16 protein-coding genes are annotated in these 23716 nt (G+C 44.9%); 1 reads left to right on the forward strand and 15 read right to left on the reverse strand.

Going from position 1 to position 23716, the window contains the following annotated elements; genetic code table 11:
* Window positions 1-13: 13 nt before the first annotated feature.
* The 6 genes from ISX59_RS14375 to ISX59_RS14400 form a co-directional block, all read right to left on the reverse strand.
* Window positions 14-880 carry an SDR family NAD(P)-dependent oxidoreductase gene (locus tag ISX59_RS14375; protein ID WP_032536838.1) on the reverse strand — a complete coding sequence of 289 codons (867 nt, stop codon included), beginning with the start codon at window positions 878-880 and terminating at the stop codon, window positions 14-16.
* Entirely contained in the window at window positions 880-2112 is a 1233-nt protein-coding gene (locus tag ISX59_RS14380; RefSeq protein ID WP_122142485.1) for an NADH:flavin oxidoreductase, read from the reverse strand. Before ISX59_RS14380 ends, ISX59_RS14375 begins: the two co-directional genes overlap by 1 nt.
* A gap of 14 nt (window positions 2113-2126) precedes the next feature.
* Window positions 2127-2888, reverse strand: coding sequence for a DUF1295 domain-containing protein (locus ISX59_RS14385; RefSeq protein WP_122142484.1), 762 nt, complete (start codon window positions 2886-2888; stop codon window positions 2127-2129).
* 116 nt (window positions 2889-3004) lie between these two features.
* Window positions 3005-4348 (reverse strand): citrate/2-methylcitrate synthase, encoded by a 1344-nt coding sequence (locus ISX59_RS14390; protein ID WP_005781276.1) that lies wholly within the window; start codon window positions 4346-4348, stop codon window positions 3005-3007.
* Window positions 4349-4360: 12 nt separating this feature from the next.
* Window positions 4361-5551, reverse strand: coding sequence for an NADP-dependent isocitrate dehydrogenase (icd, locus tag ISX59_RS14395; RefSeq protein WP_032539749.1), 1191 nt, complete (start codon window positions 5549-5551; stop codon window positions 4361-4363).
* Between the two features lie 116 nt (window positions 5552-5667).
* On the reverse strand, window positions 5668-7911 hold the full coding sequence (locus tag ISX59_RS14400; protein WP_032539748.1) for an aconitate hydratase: 2244 nt from the start codon (window positions 7909-7911) through the stop codon (window positions 5668-5670).
* 138 nt (window positions 7912-8049) lie between these two features.
* Between ISX59_RS14400 and ISX59_RS14405 the strand changes: the two genes are divergently transcribed.
* Window positions 8050-9954: an AAA domain-containing protein gene (locus ISX59_RS14405; protein WP_032542749.1), complete on the forward strand. Its 1905-nt coding sequence runs from the start codon at window positions 8050-8052 to the stop codon at window positions 9952-9954.
* Between the two features lie 166 nt (window positions 9955-10120).
* Here ISX59_RS14405 and ISX59_RS14410 read toward each other — a convergent pair whose 3' ends face one another.
* The 9 genes from ISX59_RS14410 to ISX59_RS14450 all read right to left on the reverse strand — a co-directional run bounded on the left by ISX59_RS14410 (window position 10121) and on the right by ISX59_RS14450 (window position 23705).
* The gene (locus tag ISX59_RS14410; RefSeq protein ID WP_032539747.1) at window positions 10121-12049 is read right to left on the reverse strand and encodes an LruC domain-containing protein; all 1929 of its coding nucleotides are present in this window, start codon (window positions 12047-12049) and stop codon (window positions 10121-10123) included.
* A 196-nt stretch (window positions 12050-12245) separates the two neighbouring features.
* The gene (gene ilvC, locus ISX59_RS14415; RefSeq protein ID WP_005808312.1) at window positions 12246-13289 is read right to left on the reverse strand and encodes a ketol-acid reductoisomerase; all 1044 of its coding nucleotides are present in this window, start codon (window positions 13287-13289) and stop codon (window positions 12246-12248) included.
* 86 nt (window positions 13290-13375) lie between these two features.
* Complete coding sequence (locus tag ISX59_RS14420) at window positions 13376-13960, reverse strand: porin family protein (protein WP_005821653.1); 585 nt, start codon at window positions 13958-13960, stop codon at window positions 13376-13378.
* A gap of 16 nt (window positions 13961-13976) precedes the next feature.
* Window positions 13977-14720, reverse strand: coding sequence for an acyl-[acyl-carrier-protein] thioesterase (locus tag ISX59_RS14425; RefSeq protein ID WP_005781287.1), 744 nt, complete (start codon window positions 14718-14720; stop codon window positions 13977-13979).
* The gene (gene ilvN, locus ISX59_RS14430; protein ID WP_005781288.1) at window positions 14721-15281 is read right to left on the reverse strand and encodes an acetolactate synthase small subunit; all 561 of its coding nucleotides are present in this window, start codon (window positions 15279-15281) and stop codon (window positions 14721-14723) included.
* 13 nt (window positions 15282-15294) lie between these two features.
* Complete coding sequence (gene ilvB / locus ISX59_RS14435; RefSeq protein ID WP_005781289.1) at window positions 15295-16992, reverse strand: biosynthetic-type acetolactate synthase large subunit; 1698 nt, start codon at window positions 16990-16992, stop codon at window positions 15295-15297.
* Window positions 16993-17046: 54 nt separating this feature from the next.
* Entirely contained in the window at window positions 17047-18849 is a 1803-nt protein-coding gene (gene ilvD / locus ISX59_RS14440) for a dihydroxy-acid dehydratase (protein ID WP_044302059.1), read from the reverse strand.
* A 613-nt stretch (window positions 18850-19462) separates the two neighbouring features.
* Entirely contained in the window at window positions 19463-21538 is a 2076-nt protein-coding gene (locus tag ISX59_RS14445) for a PL29 family lyase N-terminal domain-containing protein (RefSeq protein ID WP_220576005.1), read from the reverse strand.
* 16 nt (window positions 21539-21554) lie between these two features.
* Window positions 21555-23705, reverse strand: coding sequence for an FISUMP domain-containing protein (locus tag ISX59_RS14450; RefSeq protein ID WP_032539743.1), 2151 nt, complete (start codon window positions 23703-23705; stop codon window positions 21555-21557).
* Window positions 23706-23716: the final 11 nt, after the last annotated feature.

The following is a 23716-nucleotide window of genomic DNA, read 5'->3' on the forward strand; positions in this document are numbered from 1 at the left end:
AAATGTTTATGGTTCACTGTTTATCATTTACGGTAAACCCCTTCTCTGACAAGATTCTTTCTGTTTCCTCCCATAATTGCACCCTTTGAACATGGTGAGTATATTTTTCGGAAAGAGGATGCAAATGATTATTCAAATTAAATGTCGCAGTCTGTTTCCCTGCTTCCACATCAAGTAATAGTCCGATTGCAGTAGAGGCTCCCTGAAGAGGTGTCCGTATAAAAGGGCGGAAGAAAATGTCGGTCAATGGATCGAACCATTGATGCATCCGGATGATATCGGTAGACACAATTCCTGGATCAGCAGCATTGACCGTTATTCCACGTACCCGAAGACGCTCTGCCAGTTCAAAAGTAAAAAGCAACAAAGCGAGTTTTGTATTACTATAAACAGGGATTCGCCAGAAATTTCCCCTTTTACCACGAAGAAAAAAATCGGGAAAATCCAGCTTACCAATTGCATAGGTACAAGACACCATATTGACAATACGTGTTCCCTGTCCCATCAACGGAAGCAAAAGCCGCGTCAACAGACAGGGACCTACATAGTTTACACTGACCGTACGCTCCAGCCCATCTTCTGTAATATGCAATCCGGTTTCCATCGTCCCGGCATTATTCATCAGCAAAGCTATGGAAGTGTTCCGCTGTAATACCCGGTTTGCAAAAGTTTTCACTGAAGCCAGTGATGCAAGATCTATCTCCCACACTTCCATATTCTTATTTCCTGTTTCCTTCGCCAACTCCCTGCATTTGGGTTCCGCCTTCGACAGCGAACAACAGGCCATGATTACTGCATAACCTTCACGAGCCACGGCACGGGTGATCTCCATCCCCATCCCACCATCGGCGCCGGTAATAATAGCAAGCTTACGTTCCATCATTTATTTTCCAAGTGTTCGATCTCTTTTTGCAAACAAAGAGGAAGTTCTTCTGCCAAATGATGATGACAAGCCATCTCAATGGTATACATTCTTCCTATGCAATAATTACTGTGCCCACAATTACAGCGGGCCTTTTCTTCACGCCGCATCCGGTTGACAAACCCGGGTTCATTAAGCAAAGCACGTGCCATCTGTACAGCCTCGAACCCTTCATTCAGCACTTCATCTATTTTCTCACGGGACACCAGCCCGCCAACATAAATTAAAGGAATTTTAATCTCAGAGCGGAACTTTAAAGCATCTTCCAAGAAATAGGCTTCTTTAAAAGGAACAGTCGGTATCATCACCCGCCCCGCCAACTTGACACCATACTTCAACCACCAGCAATCCATATAGTGCGTCAACGTCCTGATAGGCATCGCCCCACGCATAACATACATAGGAGCTTTACTGACAAAACCTCCACTCAGAACCAATGCATGCACTCCCAATGACTCAAGCCGTCTGGCCACTTCAAGGGTCTCCTCTATTTCCATACCACCACGAAAGCCGTCACGCATATTCATCTTCACGAACACGGCTATATCACTGCCGGCCGCCTTCATCACCTCTTCCATTACTATCGTCATAAACCGCATCCGGTTCTCCAATGATCCTCCATATTCATCTTTCCGGCGGTTGGTGTAAGGTGAAAGAAACTGGCTGATCAGATACCCATGTCCTGCGTGAACTTCAACAGCATCAAAGCCGGCTTCACGAGCAAGACAGACTGCACGTCCGTAGGCTTTTGCCATTTCCGGCAATTCCTCCCGCCTCATCCCCCGTACCCATGTAGGCGAATAAATATTGAAGCCTGATGAAGCAGAAATAGGCGTAACTCCACAAATACTTTTATGAGACATGTTGCCACAATGCCCTATCTGTATACTGGCAGCGGCACCCTCCGCATGAATGGCATCGGTTAGCTCACGTAAGCCGGGAATGATCTCGGGACGAAGCCACAATTGCCTTGGAAATGATAATCCGCTACGGGTCACCGAAGCATAGGCAACCGTAGTCATCCCTACACCTCCGGCAGCAACGGAACGATGATAATCAAGCAACATCGGAGAAGGGGCGTTTCCCGGACACATACCTTCAAAAGCTGCCGAACGAATAGTACGGTTGCGCAATGTAAGCGGTCCGATGGTAATCGGTGTGAAAAGCTTAGAAGCAAGGTGTGTATTCATAAGTATTTTATTTTTTAATATAAGAAGGGAAAAATTCGTTTCTTATACTCGACCTGCGACCCGAACTCTTCCTTATAACGATGCCAAATAGCATCTGCCCGTGGAACAAGGTTGGCAATAGTCCACCAAGCAAAGACACATCCCGGCAGAGACCAGGTCAAGACAGCCCAACCAATCCATTCAACAATCTCACCCAAATAGTTGGCAGAAGTTACGTAACGATACATTCCCCTTTGAGGAAGATAATGGCGGGTATCTCCGGGAGTACGCAGATTCCGGATAACTGAGTCGGAATGCCAGTTGATTAGCATCCCGCTGAAGAATAAAAGTGTTCCTATCCAAAAATAAGGTGACAGCAACCAGTCAGCTGTGTAGTATCCTGAAGGCGCAAGATAAAATATCCATTCACCCTGCATCAGTCCGTTGAGGATATTAAAGAGGACTCCCATCAAAAGAATGAGTATCGGCATCTTACTTTTTCCTTTCATCAAGAAGGGAAAAACAAAGGCCCGCTGGAAGTAATGCAACTGAAAGAAGAGAAAGAAAGTAAGTTCTACAGGAAAGAAACGACGGTCGGAATGCCACCACAACCAACTCATGACCAAAAAGACAGGGGCCTCCATAAGTATCCAGGCCAACTTATTGTTTACCGAGATACCCCAGGAACGGCTGCGGAACATACCGTATCCCGCCCTGATAAAATAAAGGGCTATGAAAACGACCAGAGCCACCAGACTCATTATCAAAAGAAGCAGATTAAAGCCTTCTATACTCATATCCAAGATTTTATACAATGGACAAAGTTAAAAGAAAAACTTTAAAGAGACAAATAGTTTACGGAAATAAAGTAAGGGTGCTGCAAAGTGATCTGCCACACCCTCAGACTTTTCTTTTATCTTTTTTTCAACGGCACATATTTTTCTTCTTCCAACACATTCTTGTAAGCCGGACGAATGATACGTTTGCCTTCAAAATTCAATTCTTCATTACGATGGGCACACCAACCGACAATACGTGCCATAGCAAACAAAGGAGTGTAGATTTCTTGTGGCAAGCCAATCATTTCGTATACAAAACCGGAATAAAAATCGACGTTGCTGGACACCGTTTTTCCATTATTCTTAATCTTACCGAATGTGGCAATGGCACGCTCTTCCAGAAGTTCAAGGAAAGCAAATTCGCGTTCACGCCCTTTCTCATGTGCCAGGTCACGTGCAAGTTCCTTCAGCAATACGGCACGAGGATCGGAAATGGTATACACGGCATGCCCGATACCATAGATCAATCCGGTCTTATTATAAACCTCTTTGTTCAGCATACGGGTAAAGTAAGTGTCAATCTCATCCACATTGGTCCAGTCCTGAATATTTTCCTGCAAATGATGGAACATGTCGGCCACCTGAATATTGGCACCTCCATGGAGCGGACCTTTCAACGAACCGATACCTGCGGCAATAGCCGAATATGTATCTGTACCGGTAGATGAAGTTACACGAACCGTAAAAGTAGAGTTGTTACCTCCTCCGTGTTCCGCCTGGAGCACCAGCAAAAGGTCAAGTGTACGCGCGTCCAGTTCGGTATAATCCCGTTTCAGCATATAAAGGAAATTCTCGGCAATCGACAAATTCTCCTGCGGATGACGGATGTGTAACGAACGGCCGAAAGTGGCATGACGCAACATATTGAAGGCATAAGCGATGATTGTGGGGAACTTTGAGATCAGATCAATGCTCTGACGCATCAGGTTATCACGTGAAGTGTCATCCGGATTGGAATCAAAACGATACATTTCAAGTACACTGCGAGCCAAAATGTTCATAATATTGTTCCCCTCAAGTTCAATGATATTCATCTTGGTTTTTTGTTCCAAAGGCATATTATCATTGATTAGTTCCCTAAACGAAGCCAGTTCTTCTTTATCGGGCAAACTGCCGGATAACAATAAATAAGCAACTTCTTCAAATCCAAAACGTTTTTCTTTCAGAATGGCATGTGCCAAGTCTTCCAGATCATATCCCCGATAGAACAGCTTTCCGGGAATAGGCTTCAATCCCCCTCCGGGAATTCGCTCATAACCTACGACATTACCAATCTTAGTCAGTCCGACTAACACACCTGTACCGTCTTCGTTACGAAGCCCCCGTTTTACGTCAAACTTCGGAAATAAATCGGTGTCAATCCGGGTACAATCTTTCATTGCCTCGGAAAGTTTATAAATCAAATATTCTTTTTTCATGTCCTGAAGGTATTAATTTTTAATTCGGTTAATGATTTCTTCTGTAAATTCGGAGGTAGAAAGTGGCTGCCCTTTGTGCATGAAGCGCGCCAGGTCATTGGTGGCTTTCCCTTCGGCAAAACTGGCTTCAAGCGCCTCTACAATCAGGTCGGCAGGCTCCTGCCAGCCCAGATATTCAAGCATCATGACGGCTGAAAGTATCAATGAACAAGGATTGACTACTCCCTTTCCGGCAATGTTGGGAGCCGTCCCATGGGTAGCCTCAAAAATGGCATGTCCGGAGTCATAGTTGATATTGGCTCCCGGCGCGATACCGATACCTCCTACCATGGCTGCCAACTGATCGGAAATATAATCTCCGTTCAGATTCAAAGTGGCGATAACCGAATAGTCTTCAGGAATCAAGAGAGTGTTCTGCAAAAAGGCATCAGCGATACAATCTTTAATCACCAGTTTGCCTGAAGCAATCGCATCGGCAAACTCACGTTCAGCCAACTCGTATCCCCATTTTTTAAAACCTCCTTCGGTGTATTTCATGATATTGCCTTTGTGCACCAAAGTGACCGAAGGCAGTTCATGCTGCAATGCATAGCGGCACGCGGCACGTACCAGACGCTCTGTACCTTCACGCGAAACCGGCTTCACCCCGAAAGAAGAGGTTTCGGGAAAACGTACTTTACTGACTCCCATCTCATCGTGCAAAAACTTATAGAATTTTCTTGCCTCCGGAGTACCTGCTTCCCACTCGATCCCGGCATAGATATCTTCCGTGTTTTCACGAAAGATGTGCATATTCACCTTCTCAGGCTCTTTGACGGGAGACACCACTCCACGAAACCAGCGCACCGGACGCAAGCAAACGTATAAGTCGAGCGTCTGGCGGAGAGCCACATTCAACGAACGGATTCCCCCGCCGACCGGAGTTGTCAACGGTCCTTTGATGCCGATCAGATATTCCTTAAAAGCCTCCATCGTTTCATCAGGTAACCATGAACCCGTTGCCCGAAAAGCACGTTCACCGGCCAATACTTCTTTCCATTCGATATGACGGCTGCCACCATACGATACATCTACCGCCGCATTTACTATTGCCTGCATGGCAGGAGTGATTTCCGCCCCTACTCCATCACCTGTTATAAAAGGTATTGTCGGTACATCCGGCACCAACAATCCCCCATCTTTCTGTTTGGTAATTTTACTCATTGATTTATTTTTTTATATACTCCTCCAATCGTGTTCCAAAGTCAGGTTCCATTGGTTTAAAACCAAAGATTTATTGATTTAAAACCTAAAACAAGTCCCGGAAAGCTATCTACAAGCTATTTGGCGTTCAAAGCCGATCCAGCTCGGAACCAGTCAATCTGCTGTTCATTGTAAGTATGCTGTACCGCAAACCGTTCTTCAGTGCCATCTTCGTGATGCAAAATCACCTCCAGGTTATGTCCGGGCGAAAACTCTTTTAATCCAACTACCGAGATTAAATCTTGCTCACGAATCCGGTTATAATCGGCTTTATCTACAAAAGTAACGGCCAACATACCCTGTTTTTTCAGATTGGTTTCATGAATGCGGGCAAAGCTTTTGGCCAGAATCACCTTCACATTCAGAAAACGCGGTTCCATGGCAGCATGCTCACGACTTGACCCCTCTCCATAATTTTCTTCGGCTACTACAATGGAAGAGATATCATCCGCTTTATACTGTTTTGCGGTACTCGAAACTGTTTCATATGTATTGGTCAAACGGTTCCAGACCTTATTCGTTTCGCCATTGAATGCATTCACCGCTCCCATCAACATATTATCGGAAATGTTTTCCAAATGGCCACGAAACCGAAGCCAGGGACCTGCCATCGAGATATGATCTGTGGTGCATTTTCCCTGTGCTTTGATAAGCAGCGGCATATTGAGAAAATCATTGCCGTCCCATGCAGGGAAAGGAGTCAGTAACTGTAAACGCTGAGAATCCGGAGCAACCTTAATCTCAGCTTTCTCACCCGTAGGAGCCTGATATCCCTGATTGCCGGCAACAAATCCGGCAGATGGCAGTTCATCCCCCGTAGGTTCACTAAGTTTCACCTTTTCACCGTCATGGTTAACCAAACGGTCTTTCAACGGGTTGAAACAAAGATCGCCGGCAATAGTCAGTGCCAGAACAATCTCGGGTGAAGCCACAAAAGCAAAAGTATTCGGGTTACCGTCAGCACGTTTGGCAAAATTGCGGTTAAATGAAGTCACAATAGAGTTTTTACGGGTCGGATCGTCTGTATGGCGTTTCCACTGGCCGATACAAGGACCGCAGGCATTAGCCATGATAGTAGCACCCATCTTTTCAAATACATCCATCATACCGTCACGCTCGGCTGTCGCACGGATCTGTTCGGAACCCGGATTTACAATCAGTGGTGATGCCACTCCCAAGTTCTTCTCATTCACCTGCCGGGCTACGGAAGCCGCACGGCTGATGTCCTGATAAGAAGAGTTGGTACAGGAACCTATCAAACCTACTTCCATTTTCCGGGGATAACCATTCATTACTACCTTTTCAGCAAATTCTGAAATAGGAGTGGCGGCATCCGGAGTAAACGGACCATTAATATAAGGTTCCAACTCTGAAAGATTTATTTCGATAACCCGGTCATAAAAATCTTCCGGACGTGCCATTACTTCGTCGTCTGCACGCAAATCGGCAGCTACACTGTCGGCCATCACAGCCACTTCCTCGCGTCCGGTTGCTTTCAGATAAACAGCCATACGTTCATCATAAGGAAAAAGAGAGGTAGTAGCTCCTACTTCAGCACCCATATTACAGATTGTAGCCTTTCCCGTGGCCGATAACGAAGCCGTACCCGATCCAAAATATTCGATAATAGCGTTTGTCCCTCCTTTCACGGTCAGGATACCGGCCAATTTCAGTATGACATCTTTGGGAGCTGTCCATCCATTCAACTCTCCTGTCAGACGTACCCCGATCAATTTCGGCATCTTAAGTTCCCACTCCATACCTGTCATCACGTCCACAGCATCGGCACCACCTACACCGATCGCCACCATTCCAAGCCCTCCGGCATTCGGGGTATGCGAGTCGGTACCGACCATCATCCCACCCGGAAAAGCATAATTCTCAAGCACCACCTGATGAATGATGCCCGCTCCCGGCTTCCAGAAACCAATGCCATAACGAGAGGAAACATCACGCAAGAAATCATACACCTCCCGGTTGGTTTGTGTAGCTGTTTCAATGTCACGTTCAGCACCCCGGTAAGCTTGTATCAAATGATCGCAGTGTACCGTGGAAGGTACTGCCACTGTATCTTTCCCGGCATTCATAAATTGCAACAAGGCCATTTGAGCCGTTGCATCCTGCATTGCAACACGGTCCGGACGAAAATTGACATAGTCCTCTCCCCGTTCATAATTCTTTAAATCCGCCACATTATACAAATGTGCATACAAAATCTTTTCAGCCAACGTCAAAGGACGCTTCAGTGCTGCACGAACATGCTCCATTTTCCCTTTATAGGATGTATAGAAGCTCTTTAACATATTCAAATCATATACCATAACAATTCTGGTTTTATCTGTTCTTCTATTTATTATAACCAATTATACGAAAGAAAGGTTTAACAAATTGAAATGTTTATTCCAATCCGGAAACAGATTTGTTATCTTTGCCGGAAATTTAACCCGCACCCCATTAGCATGAACGATTATAATACAAACTCTTCTTCCCCGCTTAGCGATCTTCAGCGCCAACAGCTTTTGCTACGTATGGAATATGAATATGAAAAAGAAGAATTTCGCAAGCAGACAGAAACGATGGGCATTGCGAGGAAAGTGAAGCGAGGGCTTTGCTGGTATCCCGTCAGTACAGGCAGAAGTTTTTATAATTCGCTGAACCAACTTGTGATAGAAATAGAACGTCAAGAAGATAAAGAGATAGAACATGCATTTGAATTCGGACGTCCTGTCTGCTTTTTCGAACAGGGCTATGATGGCAGCATACATTATTTCAATTCCATCTATACCGTAAGCTATGCAGATGAAGAGCGTATGGTAGTCGTGGTACCCGGAGCAGGTGCACTTCTTGAAATACAAGGAGCAGACAGACTGGGTGTACAGTTGTATTTCGATGAAACTTCCTACCGCAGTATGTTCGAAGCCTTGGAAGACGTGATTCGTGCAAAAGGTAATCGCCTCGCCCAACTACGTGATATTTTACTTAGTAAACAACCCTCGCAATGGAGAGAGATATATCCGGTACGCTTCCCCTGGCTGAACACCACACAAGAGGAAGCCGTTAACAAAGTGCTACGTGCCAAAGACGTGGCTATCGTACACGGACCTCCGGGAACAGGTAAAACCACTACCCTCGTAGAAGCTGTCTACGAAACATTGCATCGTGAAAACCAAGTGCTGGTATGTGCGCAAAGTAATACGGCCGTCGACTGGATTGCGGAAAAGTTGGTAGACCGCGGAGTGCCTGTACTACGCATCGGCAATCCCAGCCGGGTAAACGACAAAATGCTTTCGTTTACCTACGAACGCCGTTTCGAAAGTCATCCGGCATATACCGAGTTATGGGGTATTCGTAAATCCATTCGTGACATGGGGAATCATATGCGTAAAGGAGGATATTCTGAACGCGAATCCACACGTAACCGAATACTCCGCCTGAAAGAACGTGCCACTGAACTTGAAATACTAATCAACGAAGACCTCTTTTCCAGTGCCCGTGTCATTGCATCTACACTGGTCAGCAGTAATCACCGGATTCTCACCGGACGGCATTTCAGCACCCTCTTTATCGACGAAGCCGCACAAGCCCTGGAAGCTGCCTGCTGGATAGCTATCCGAAAAGCAGACCGTGTAATCCTCGCAGGAGATCATTGCCAACTCCCTCCGACCATTAAATGTATGGAGGCCGCGCGAAGCGGTTTAGACCGCACATTAATGGAAAAAGTCGTAATGAACAAGCAAGAAGCCGTTTCTCTGCTGAAAATACAATATCGCATGCATCGCTCCATCATGCAGTTTCCTTCCGCCTGGTTCTATCAAGGTGAGCTGGAAGCCGCACCGGAAATTTCTCACCGGGGAATACTCGAGCTGGACACTCCCATAAATTGGATCGATACTTCGGAAATGGACTTTCATGAAGAGTTCGTTGGAGAAAGTTTCGGACGTATCAATAAACCGGAAGCCAATCTGCTGTTGCAAGAACTGGAAAATTATATCCGCAAAATCGGAGAAAACCGAGTGGCAGAAGAGTGTATAGACTTTGGACTTATTTCACCTTATAAAGCCCAGGTACAATATTTACGGAATAAAATAAAAGGAAATCCATTCTTTCGCCCCTACCGTAACCGAATCACTGTCAACACAGTAGATGGTTTTCAGGGACAAGAACGTGATGTTATCTTTATCAGTTTGGTACGAGCCAATGAAAACGGACAGATCGGATTTCTCAATGACTTAAGGCGAATGAACGTAGCCATCACCCGTGCCAGAATGAAACTGGTAATATTGGGTGATGCCACAACCATGAGCAAACACGCTTTCTACAGAAAGTTAATTGAGTATATCAATGGACTCAGGCAAAATTCATAAGAATACCGATAACAAAAAACGAAGTTATGTCAAAACTCACCACGGAATAACACAGAGTATCTCAGAGTCTTTTTACTAATAATCAGCAACTTAAACTACCCCTGTGCTACTCTGTGTTCTCTGTGATGAGTTTTGACAACCTCGTTTACAATAAAGAGCAGTCTGCTTATTTCTTCAAATACCAATCCTTATCTGTCTTTCCACCTGATTTTGCCCATGAAGCAAAACGCGGATATGATTGATCAATAGATTCCTTCTCTTCCGTATTGAATGTTTCAACATCTGCCAAATGAATAGCAAACGGATAATTCTGGTCTGACACGTAATAGATCCCTTTATCTGTATCCGATAAATCCTGCTGGCTTCCAAAGAGAGCCGTATTTACCTTATCAGTTGGTTTATGGTTTACCAAATGTACTTCCGTACGATCCTTTCCTGTATTCTGGTGCAAGAAGATGAATGAATTGTAGGGAGCCACTCCAAAAGTTTCATGATCTACAGGTTGCTTAAATTTATTCCGTATCTTAAATGCAGAGGTCTTTGTATTGCTACCGGTCTCTTCAATAGCATTGGCAAATACAGCAACAGTAGCCTGGCCTAATTCATTATCCAACCCCTGACTTCCCCAAGCCGATTTCCCCTCGGTGAAGTCACACTCTTCTACATTTGCCCTTTCTGTATTCATTTGGTAAGCAAAGCCATTCTTAAATAACGCTCCTGACCACATAGCAGTAAAAGTATCCTCAGTAGAAAGTACTTGATTTTTGGTGTTAAAACTCAAAACCGAATTATATTTCACAATCACATCATTCAGGTCATAATCACCTTTAGAAGGCCAATTATCTTCAAAAGCCAAAATTCCTTTATACGTCATTTTATAGGCTATTGACTGATCGTCCGGATCTTCCGGATCAACCGAGGGCATATCGGGAGGGATAATAGCCTCTATCGGATTTGACCAGACATTAAACATAACATCATTATAATCCTGACTTGCCCAATCTTCAAACGATAATACAATAAATTCATTTATTTTAAATGCAGCTGTATGCTTACGTTGATCGTTATTTAATGCAGTAGTTGAATAGAACATTCCCCGTCCTTTACCTACATTACCATTAGTAGTCGTCCCTTTTCTCGTAAAAGCATCATTACTAATAAACCAGCCTATTTTAGTCCCTTTTGGGAATACAGTTCCCTTATCTTCTCCGTCAGCATCAATATAATGTAGTTTTACACACTCCCCGCCTTTAATACCGACTCCCGTTTTAGTATTGGGGAATACAACGTACTTTTTAGCTTTCCGAATCTGAGCGACATTTGCCCCTTCCGAATAGCAATAATAGCCAAACGCACTATATGCCGCACTTGTCCCTCCGATAAAACGCACCTTCACTTCGGCACCATGTTCGTCATTAATCATAAAATCAACCGACTGGCGATATTTCTGAGGGCAGTTTCCATCCTCCGGTATAGTTTTATTAATTGTTCTGTAAAATGCGGGCGTCAATTCAATAACACCTTCATTATCCAAATAGTTAGGCCGTCCTTTTATATCCCAACTGCCCAAAGTATAAAATCCTTCAGGCACCGTTTGATACTCACCACCTACACGCGTCTGCACAGATGCTTCGGCAGCCGTATCCCAGTTTATATCAGCCGTTATTGTATTCCCTTCTATTTTAGTTTTATACAACATTGGTACTCCGATATAAGAGGTATAAATATATACTTCCTCGCCATAAGCCGGGATTGTTTCTTTAGCACGATATACTCCGGTTCCATCAGTCATTCTCACTACCTTGGGGTCGATATCAGTGCGTTTCACAACCTGTCCGTCAGCATCAGTTGTCAACGGATTCTCAAAATACAGTTCAAATAATACCTGATAATTCTCTGCAGGAATATCATACTTCAGATCCAATTGAACATCTTGTGTAGTTGCAAAATCAAAGGAATTAGCTACCCCGGACGGTTTTTCATCTGGTTTATAATGATCTTTCTCATCAATACATCCTACAACCACGCATCCCAATAAAAGAGTACTTAATAATACTCTCAGCATCTTTTTCGTTGCATAAACACGATTTTTCATATTGACAAATAGTTTGTTTGTGAATTAGACTACAAAGATATATATAAAACTTGATACATTTATCCAATAAACAGACTTATTTTTTATATTATACAACATATACACTTCACACAAAACCAATAAAACACTAAATACCAATAAAATAAAAAGAGGAAGAACAATCATTCTCCCTCTTATCAAAACTTGTATATTCTGATTAATTATTTTCCGGACGAAGTTTACGAACTGTTACGGCTGTCTGCCACATTTCGCTTTCACGCAATGCCTTCAGTTCTGCTTCCAGTTTCTCGCGATAATCCGGTTTTGAATTGGAATCAATAGAAATTTGTGCTTCATTACCTGTCTTGACACTATTATATAATTTCTGAACAACGGGCTTGATTGCGTCGTGGAACGGGCCCATCCAATCAAGAGCACCACGCTGAGCTGTCGTAGAACAGTTGGCATACATCCAATCCATACCATTCTTAGCAAACAAAGGCATCAATGACTGAGTCAGCTCTTCTACTGTTTCATTAAATGCTTCAGATGGAGTATGACCGTTTTCACGCAAAACCTCATACTGAGCCAGCAGCAGTCCTTGTATAGCTCCCATCAGTGAACCGCGTTCGCCTGTAAGGTCAGAAGTAGCTTCACGAACGAAAGTAGTCTCAAACAAATATCCTGAACCAACTCCAATACCTAATGCAATGGTTCTCTCCATAGCTCTTCCGGTAGCATCCTGATAGATAGCGTATGAAGAGTTCAGTCCACGGCCTTCAAGGAACATCGTACGAAGTGAAGTGCCCGATCCCTTGGGAGCAACCATGATCACATCGATATCTTTCGGTGGAACGACACCGGTACGGTCACTCCAGGTGATTGCAAAACCATGAGAGAAGTAGAGCGCTTTTCCGGCAGTCAGGTAAGGTTTGATAGTAGGCCATACAGACATTACGGCAGCATCTGACAACAGACACATCACAATAGTACCTTTCTCGCAAGCCTCTTCGATGCCGAACAGTGTTTCACCCGGAACCCAGCCGTCTGCCACTGCTTTTTCATATGTTTTTCCCGGACGCTGACCAACGATCACATTGAAACCGTTATCACGCAAATTCAGTGACTGACCCGGTCCCTGCACACCGTAACCGATAACAGCGATTGTTTCATTTTTCAATACTTCACGAGCTTTTTCCAAAGGAAATTCTTCACGGGTTACTACATTCTCCGTAACACCGCCAAAATTCAATTGTGCCATTTTTCTTTTTTGTTTTAAAAGTCCTGTTCCATCTTATTTAGGAAGCAAAACCGATTATTAATAATTAAACTTATATTCTTTATTTATTATAGTGCAAACCGCCAGCCTACATTAAGCTGCACCACACTATTGTTTGCTTTCGGATTAGAATTACTTGCCCACGATTTATTCACATTAATCAATCCGATATTATAGTTAAGAGAAACCAGCAAGCCACGCTCAAACTGATATCCGGCGCCAAGTCCCACACCACAATCAAACGTACGAATCACGTTCATACCTATGACTGTGGTCGCATGATCGGAAGATGCTTTATTCTCTGAGTTCACATTAAAACTAAACTGCGGACCTCCGAATAGATACAATCCTTTATATATGAATTCTTTCGCATATACCGGGATGTTTATATAATCCAACTTGTCTGTATAAGAAACCCCATTACCGTTATATTTACTTCCCTGCATTGAGTAGTACACTCCTGCTTCTATTCCGAACCGTTCAGTCAGCATCACATCGCCACCCAATCCCACATTAAGTCCGGGACGTACTTTAGAATCCACTTCTCCGGTAGTGTTGGCCAAGTTCAAACCAACTTTAGGAATCAAATGAAACTGCTGGGCACCCACCCGGCAAGAAACAAAAAGCAGTAAAAGAAAAACTATTTTTTTCATCCTATTATATTTTAAACTATACAAACTTCACTTTTGCGCGGCAAACCACTTCACAATCGTTTTTCTTTATCTCTACGTGATACTCATCTTCGTTCACCTCTTCTTCAAAGAAAGAAAGTTCGTCACCGTAATAACTCTCTGCCACATAGGCCATTTCAAACCTCTGAATTTGTTTCCTCATATATAATTGAATGGGGAATAAATCCAAGATATGCTCTATATAACGAATACTGTTCACATGGCCATTGATATCAATATCACTATACTTAGCGGTCAACTTAGCAGAAGGCTTATCTGTTGTCACTTTGATGCGCGAAGGTTTCTCAATAGGGCAAGGTTCGTCACATACATAATCCACGATACTGCCGCCATGCAATGTCAGCAAATCGGCAGGTTTACGGGTATTCAAATTAATCATAGCCCATACCGAACGGGCATACCCGATCTTCTTGCCATCTTTGTTCAGGATAGCAAAATTACGGTCTGTAAAAAGACGGTATACATTCTCCACCCACGTCTGTACGGTAAACTCTTCATATTGATAAGGCATCTCTTCCAAATCGATGGCCAGACGGGACAGTACCCAGGTATAATTGTCTTCATTCAATGTAGCAATCCCGAACCCACGTTCACTGGCATGAAAACCGGCACAATTTAACAGATGATTACCGAGCACCCCCATTGTCAAACGCCCCTTGAAGTCGACATGAAAAGGTTCCGCAATAAACTTATAACTTCCTATCTTATTCGCATCACTCATCTATTTTTCCTCTCCTTTGCTTAAGTTATATTTGGTTTCACGATCTGCCAGAAATTCGTTCACGCGTTCAAAACAACTGGTAGTGATGGCCACCCGCCCCGAACGTACAAACTGCAACACACAGTTCAATGCGCTCAATTCTTCGTAGAGGGAAGTAATTTCCTCACTGATTCCATTTTTCTCGACAATGGCAAATACCGGATTAACTTCTACAATCCGTGCGTTATAACGACGGATCACTTTCGACGCCTCCGGTTGTGACTGAAATTCCGGCATAGACACTTTGTAAAGTGCTATTTCATGGAAATAAATTTCATCTTCAGTGAAATAATGCGCCTGAAGCACGTCTATTTTCTTCTCAATCTGCTTGACAACCTTCTCAATCGTATCCTTGTCAGTCCAGGCTGTAATGGTGTACTTATGTACCCCCTTGATGGAAGAAGCCGAAACATTCAGACTTTCTATATTAATCTGCCGACGGGTAAATACCGCCGTAACCTGATTCAACAATCCGGCAAAGTTCTCTGAATGAACAATTAACGTATATAATGTTTTATCCATAACCTCTAAATTATTAGCATTCCAACAACATCTGATTAACCGAACCTCCCGGAGGAGTCATCGGCAATACATTCCCCTCTTCAATCACACAGGCTTCCAACAGGAACGGACCCTCTGTCGCAATCATTTCCTCTATCGCATCAGCCAGTTCTTCACGGGTGAAAACCCTTTTGGCCGGTATATCGTAAGCAGAAGCAATCTTGATATAATCAGGATTCAACATGGGTGTAAACGAATATTTACGGTTAAAAAACATTGCCTGCCATTGGCGTACATTTCCCAGAAAATTATTATTCAATACGATGATTTTAACCGGTGCCTTCTGTTCCATAATGGTTCCCAGCTCCTGAATGTTCATTTGCAAACCACCGTCACCCATAAATACACAAACCGTACGGTCCGGTCGGCCAAAAGTAGCACCGATAGCGGCAGGAAGTCCGAATCCCATAGTGCCGAGCCCTCCGGAGGTAATAATGCTACGATCCTTTGAGTATTTAAAGTATCGGGCAGACATCATCTGGTTCTGCCCTACATCAGTTACCAATACTGCTTCATGATTCGTTGCATCGCTTACTGCACGCACCACTTCTCCCATTGAAAGCGTATCGCCCATCGGGTGCAATTCCGGACGGATCACCTTTTCTTCTTCCACCTGTTCATAAGGCAGGAAACTATCCAGCCACTCTTTATGCTCATTGGGTTGAAGCAATGCCGTTACCGCGGCAAGTGTTTCTTTACAGTCACCCAATACTGCTACATCCGCATGTACATTCTTATTCACCTCAGCCGGATCAATATCAAAATGAATCACTTTAGCCTGTTTGGCATAGGTGGCCAGATTGCCGGTCACACGGTCGTCAAAACGCATACCGACAGCGATCAAGACATCACATTTATTGGTGTTCATGTTCGGTCCGAGATTACCATGCATTCCCAACATACCTTTATTCAGAGGGTGTTCAGTCGGTAAGGCCGACAGTCCCAGCAGCGTACATCCGGCGGGCATGCCTGCTTTTTCGATAAAAGCACGCAGTTCCTGCTGGGCATTGCCCAACTCCACACCCTGACCTACCAATACCAAGGGCCGTTCCGCACCGTTAATTAATTCGGCAGCTACTTTCACAGCCTCCGGATCGGTCTCGGGTACAGGCACATAGCTGCGTATAAAATCAAGCTTTGTAGGAGAATATTCCGCCTTCTCCACCTGAGCATTTTTCGCGAAGTCAAGCACTACCGGTCCCGGGCGTCCGCTTTTGGCAATATAAAAAGCACGGGCCACTGCCCACGGAACATCTTCGGCACGGCGAATCTGATAACTCCACTTCGTGATCGGTTGTGTAATACCTACCAGGTCGACTTCCTGAAAAGCATCCGTACCGAGAAAAGCCGTTCCCACCTGTCCGGCAATCACCACAATCGGTGTACTGTCAATCATCGCATCCGCAATACCGGTAATGGTATTAGTAGCCCCGGGGCCACTTGTCACCAGACAAACCCCTACTTCACCCGAAGCACGGGCAAACCCCTGAGCAGCATGTGCCGCTCCCTGTTCATGGCGAACCAGAATGTGATTCAAAGTCTCCCTATGGTCATATAAGGCATCGAATACCGGCATGATGGAACCTCCGGGATAACCAAAGATCGTCTTTACACCATGATATTCCAAAGAACGCATTAATGCTTCACCGCCTGAAATTATATCTTTACTCATGTACTAAAATTTACAATTTAACGATTTATGATTTCGATTGAAACAACCCCATAGTTAATCAATCAGTCTCACCGCCCCTTTATCGGCAGAGCTTACCATGCTGGCATACGCTTTAAGGCTCTTAGGCACATAGCGTTCACGAGTGACCGGAGTCATCGGACGTGCAGCCAGTTCTTCATCGGTCAGTCGCACGTTGATAGTCCGTTCGGGGATATTGATTTCGATGATATCACCATCCTTGATCTTCCCGATATTACCTCCGGCAGCCGCTTCGGGAGAGATATGACCGATGCTGAGTCCCGATGTACCGCCACTGAAACGGCCGTCGGTAATCAGCGCACACTCCTTGCCCAAATGGCGCGATTTAATATAAGAGGTGGGATAAAGCATCTCCTGCATACCGGGACCTCCTTTCGGACCCTCGTGCGTGATGACGACTACATCTCCGCTGACAACTTTTCCTCCGAGTATCCCATTGCAGGCGGCTTCCTGTGAATCGAATACCTTTGCCGGACCGGTAAACTTCCAGATACTTTCGTCCACACCGGCTGTTTTCACCACACAACCATCCTGAGCTATATTTCCTTTCAGTACGGCCAGTCCTCCGTCTTTGCTATATGCATGTTCCATATCGCGAATGCACCCTTCGGCACGATCCGTATCCAGTTCTTTGTAATAGACGTCCTGAGAGCCGAGCACCAAATTGAACTTCCCGGCAGCCGCACTCTTATACTTCTTAATAGCCTCTTCACACACGTTCGGGCTTGTTATATCATATTTATCAATTGCTTCACCCAATGTCATCCCATCGATACGGGCCACAGATGTATCTATCAATCCTGCTTTGGCAAGTTGTCCCATAATCCCCATAATACCCCCGGCACGATTCACATCCTGAATGTGATACTTCTGAGTGTTCGGCGCTATCTTGCACAGGCACGGGCTTTTGCGCGAAAGCATATCGATATCATCCATTTTAAAGTCCGCTCCTGCTTCATGAGCTACCGCCAGCAGATGGAGTACCGTATTGGTAGATCCTCCCATCGCGATGTCCAGCGTCATGGCATTCAGGAATGCCTCACGGGTGGCAATGCTCCGGGGAAGTACGCTTTCATCACCGTCCCGATAATATTTATAGGTATTTTCCACAATCAGTTTCGCAGCATCTTTGAACAATTGGGTACGGTTGGCATGAGTCGCCACAATCGTTCCGTTTCCGGGGAGTGCCAGACCGATCGCTTCGTTGAGGCAGTTCATCGAGTTGGCAGTAAACATCCCTGAACAGCACCCGCAAGTGGGACAGGCCCGATTCTCAATTTTGGAAACTTCTTCATCGCTCACACTTTCGTCGGCCGACTTAATCATCGCGTCAATCAGGTCCAAATGCTGCCCGTCCAATTCACCGGCTTCCATCGGGCCTCCGGATACAAATACAGTAGGAATATTCAGCCTCATAGCCGCCATCAACATTCCCGGAGTGATTTTGTCACAATTGCTGATACACACCATGGCATCCGCTTTATGGGCATTCACCATATATTCTACACTATCGGCAATGATATCCCGGGAGGGAAGGGAATAGAGCATTCCGTCGTGCCCCATAGCAATGCCATCATCAATGGCAATCGTATTGAACTCTGCAGCAAAGCATCCCAGCTTCTCAATTTCTTTTTTCACCAGCTGGCCTATTTCATGTAGATGTACATGTCCCGGAACAAACTGAGTGAACGAATTGACGATGGCAATGATAGGTTTGCCTAATTGCTCTTTTTTCATACCGTTGGCTGCCCAAAGTGCCCGGGCACCCGCCATGCGACGGCCTTGTGTGCTGAACGAACTGCGTAACTGCTTTTTCATTTCAATATTCCTTTTAAGTAAAGAGCCTTTCCCACCGTAGTGAGAAAGGCTCTAAATCATATCTTCTATCTGTACGAATACATACATAACCTTTCTCACGCTCTTGATGGAATCACCACGACGCGAATAATATGCAGGACTGCCAGGTTAATTGATGTATGATTATTCATAACTTCTGTTTTTCTTTCTTTATGTGCTGCAAAGGTAAGTGCTTTTTTATAAACTCCAAACAAATTGAAGAAAAAAATCACTCAAAACAAAATAATTGTAAGCAAAGCCCATCATTAAATACGCATTTATCATTCAGAATACTATATTCCGAACTATTCCTTATAAAAATCCGCTTTCAGAATATATACAAATTGAATATAAACAGCACAAACATACCAATTATGCGACAACTCTTCAAGGAAGAAAACAAAGAAACATCAATAGAAATCAAGGAAAAAGAAAAGAGCGGAAAGATTAGATTAAAGTCAAACCAATAAAACATGGGGATGTTGTATCGTAAAACACCCCCATGTTATAGCACAAAACATCCGGATGTTTCGCACAACAACACCCGGATGTTTTCGCAACAAGAGTTTAAAGTTTCAAAGTAAACAATGGCATATTACTGACGAATAAAACGTATACTAAATCCGAAGCCACGACTATATGTATTCGTACATTGTGGTACGGCTACATTCGAAGGATTGATGGAAAGCGCCCAGCAATCATTCCCATCAACACTGTCAAACCACCAATACCCAACTTCATCTTTTTCCTGAAAAGCAAAAGGCTCATCAGCATTGCGCCGTCCACCGGGTTTCCCGACAAATCCGGCAATCTTCAATGCCTCGGCTACTTTAGGATCCCCACCTAAGAAATCCCGCAATGTATCCCAGTCTCTCAAATGATTCGGTATTTTCCAGCCTTTAGGGACCAAGGACGTGCCACTGGAAAACACACCTGCATTGTACAACAGTCCATATTGATTGCGAATGGTCCGGCTATCTTCCGTAATGCCAGCGGGGAAACCATATACAGCATATCGCGGGATACCATCCTTTCTCCATTCTGAGGAAATGACTCCTGCACTGTTTGTTATCGTCCGCAAATTATCCGCCATCCAATACTGTGTACCGATTTTCATCACCCGATACGAGTTACCTTCATTGTCGGTAGCCTGATAAGGACGGAGTCCGCTTGCCTGATTGCCCGAGTAACCGATATAATCACCGGTAATAAAATTCACTCCGTCTTCGGTAAACAAAGAGGTGAATGGCTCCGTATTAGTACCCGGCGTATAAACGGTAGTCAGATAATCCACCTTTCCTCCGTTGTCCAGAACCACTCCTTCACCAAACGCCTTGTTATAAACATTATAAGGATAAAAGACCGAGGCACTTTTACCCGATCCAAATGAATAATCGGGAATAAACTCATGACATAGTTCTCCTACTTTCACTCCCTCAACATAAAGTTCATAAACAAACGAACGGGAAGAATCGGGCACTTTAAATTCAAGTAATAAGGTAGTTTCAAGCGTTGCCGGCAATTTCTTACCATCCTTAGCAGTCAGTTCGAGGACAGCAGTACCGGACAATGCTCCATCAGCCGAACCTTTATCAGGGGCAATCACTGTTACTTCGCCATCGGTGGCCGATGTATACCTTGCCGTAACTGTCCAACCGCGCGGAGCCGTACATACCGGAGCAATATCTTTATTCACGCCACTGCAAGTAAATGCAAAGGTCCGGGATTCGCTCCGATGGAGATATGCCACTTCCGAAGTCTCCAGTCCGACCTGTGATCCTTGCCATTCCGGCACTTTAAGAGTTTTTCCATCACTCAGATAAAATACAATATAACCGTCTTCACTGACCACCTTCCGGAACATAGGATCGCCGGATGCACCTTTCGCTTTCATCGGATTACCCGCAGCATCTTCCAATTCAACAGGACCACTCCCATAGTCAAGCGTCCAGTATCCTGCCGCATTGACCCCAATGACCGGAACAATGCCATCGGTTCCCGAAGCTCTGACCTTTTGCCCGTTGTTATCCAAAAGAAAAGAAGAAGTTCCATCCGGAGCCTTGTTAGCCCAATACAGATGCCCGTCCGTATCCATTTTCATGGTGATGACGGGAGCTATACCATTTTTTCCCTTATCTCCTTCCGCACCGTCTTTACCATCCGTACCGTCAACTCCGTCTTTACCATCGGTACCATCCTGACCGTCTTTGCCGTCGGTACCGTCAACTCCGTCTTTACCATCGGTACCATCCTGACCATCCTTGCCGTCGGTACCATCAACTCCGTCTTTGCCATCGGTACCATCCTGACCATCTTTGCCATCGGTGCCGTCCTGACCATTCTGACCATCTTTACCGTCTTCCCCTTTCTTGCCGTCATCTCCTTTCTCGCCATTCTTGATGACAATGGTGCCACTCTTAAAGAAACTGATCGTATAGCCGCTTCCATCCGCAAGTTCGTTGAATCCGGTAATATAATCACCGGATTCAGACGAGTCTATGATCAGCTTTAAGGCAACAATATCCCTATTCATATTTTTACATAACTCTTCGATAGAGTTTGCCTGTTCCTCCATTTCCGCGTGATTCTTCAGCACTTCGTTTATCTCTTCCTGGCTACAGGAAGCAACGAGGAACAAACAGAGAAACAATAGTTTGATTATATGATTCATATTTATTAGAGTTAAATTAATAATTTGCATCCCGGACACAACGGATACTGTTACCTTCGCCCAACCCGACAGCACCGGAAGTCAGTTGCTCTACAGAATTGGAATTATAACTCATCCGGATGCGGTAATCCGTTTCCGTCGACCACCATTGCCCTGTTGTTTCCGAAGCTCCGGTACTGCCATTACTACCCTCGACCGCATTAGCAGGTAAAGCAGTAAAACCGGTCAGATTGTCTCCCTCTATTCCGGCACTCTCCATCCAGCTTCCGAGCCCTTTCCCAATAGCTGTCGATTTCAGTTTACGTGCATCTGCCCCCACAAAGTCTACCAATTCTTGCAGTTCTGCTTTAGAAGGAACATGCCATCCTTGGGGAGCTATATTTCCTTTCATCGCAAACTGATTGTAAAGCACACCGTACAGGTTGCGATATTGCATAGCACCCGGAGCATCGGCATTAGCCGCCCGGTCGACCTGACATGCAGGAAGACTTTTTCCACATTGAACCATCCAATCCAGAGACGTGGCAAAACCGGTAGGAATAGGAGTACCATCATTAAATTGGGTTGTCTTCAGATTTTCTCCCATCCAGTAGAGACTGCCTATTTTCACAACCCGGTAAGCATATCCCTGCACATCGACAGCCAAGGAAGCTTTCAGCCCGCAAACAGTCCCGTTCACCAGCCCGTCTGTTCCATCTGCCGGCATTACATACTGACCGCCGTTTTCCGTCAGTATGGCAGTAGATGACGGATTACCCGTAACCGGAGTATACCCTGTTCCGTCATGCTGTATCGACGCTCCGTTCTCCAGAATAATCCCCGGACCAAAAACACGCGAAGCAGCATTATAAGAATAGACTACAGTAGCCCGGTCCGTCGTGGAATAAGCCGGCACATATTCCCGGCATATTTCTCCTACTTTAAACCCCTCCATCAAAATATCATAAACCAGGGAACTATTGAACTTCGGAAGCTCAATACGATAATACAACGTTACCAAGATGTCTGCCCGGACAGTATTTCCCAAGGCATCTGTGCCTTCTATCGTTATTCTTTCCGAAGCCGGCAGAGCCGAACCGGCAGCAGGCGCTTTCACAGTCAGCACCCCTTGCAAAGCTTTCGGCTGATAATTAATCGTAGCATCCCATGTTCCTGCCACCTTTACTATCTGCCGGAAACTACTACAATCAAACGGAATGTCCAGTGCTACTCCACGACGAAAGAAAAGAGGTCCCGTTTCATTGAATATCAGTTTATTATCTGCGAATTTAGCCACCTTATAGACACTTCCGTCAGTCATTGTAAAAATGACATACTCCGGATCTCCCGGATTCACAGACGTAAAGATGGACTGGCTGCCATCTGTCACGGTGGCTACAATTTTCTCTCCGCTTGCTCCTGTCATCCACTTCGTAACAGTTCCGACAGTAACCTGCCAGTAATATTCTCCGTCCGTATCTTTAGCTATACCGACAGATGGAGTAATACCATTTACCGGAGTCATAATCACTTTATTACCCTCTCCGTCCGTCAGCCACTCTACCACTCCGGCACCTATCTGTACAGTCCAGTAATAATTACCATCCGTATCCTGTTTAGCACCCATCAACGGAGTATCTCCGGCCGGACCTTTCACACCATCTTTACCGTCAGTACCGTCAACTCCGTCTTTGCCATCCGTACCATCTGCGCCGTCCTGACCATCATTGCCATTACTACCGTCGGTTCCGTCAGTTCCGTTCGAGCCATTCTGGCCATCTGCCCCATCTTCACCGTCAACACCATCCTTGCCATCTGTACCATCTGTGCCGTTCTGACCATCATTGCCATTACTGCCATCGGTTCCGTCATTACCGTTTTCTCCTTTATTCCCTACCAGGCCATTCTTTACAAGCATGTCTCCCCCTTTATGAAAAACGATCAGTGTACCGCTCCCATCGGGCAACTCGGTCACACTTTCAATGTAATCATGAGTCGGTATCGTATTCACTATCGTGGCAAGCAGCCGTACTTCATTATTGGTATCGGATATCCATTCCCGGAGCTTTCCCATCCGGACATTCAATTCAGCTTCCCGGCGCAAGGCTTCGTTAATGTCCTCCTGAACACATCCTCCTGCCAACAAAACCGACAAAATGATAAATATATATTTTTTATATCTCTTCATGATTTCCTGTT

The sequence above is a fragment of the Bacteroides sp. FSHCM14E1 genome, from assembly GCF_019633785.1.
Lineage (GTDB): Bacteria > Bacteroidota > Bacteroidia > Bacteroidales > Bacteroidaceae > Bacteroides > Bacteroides hominis.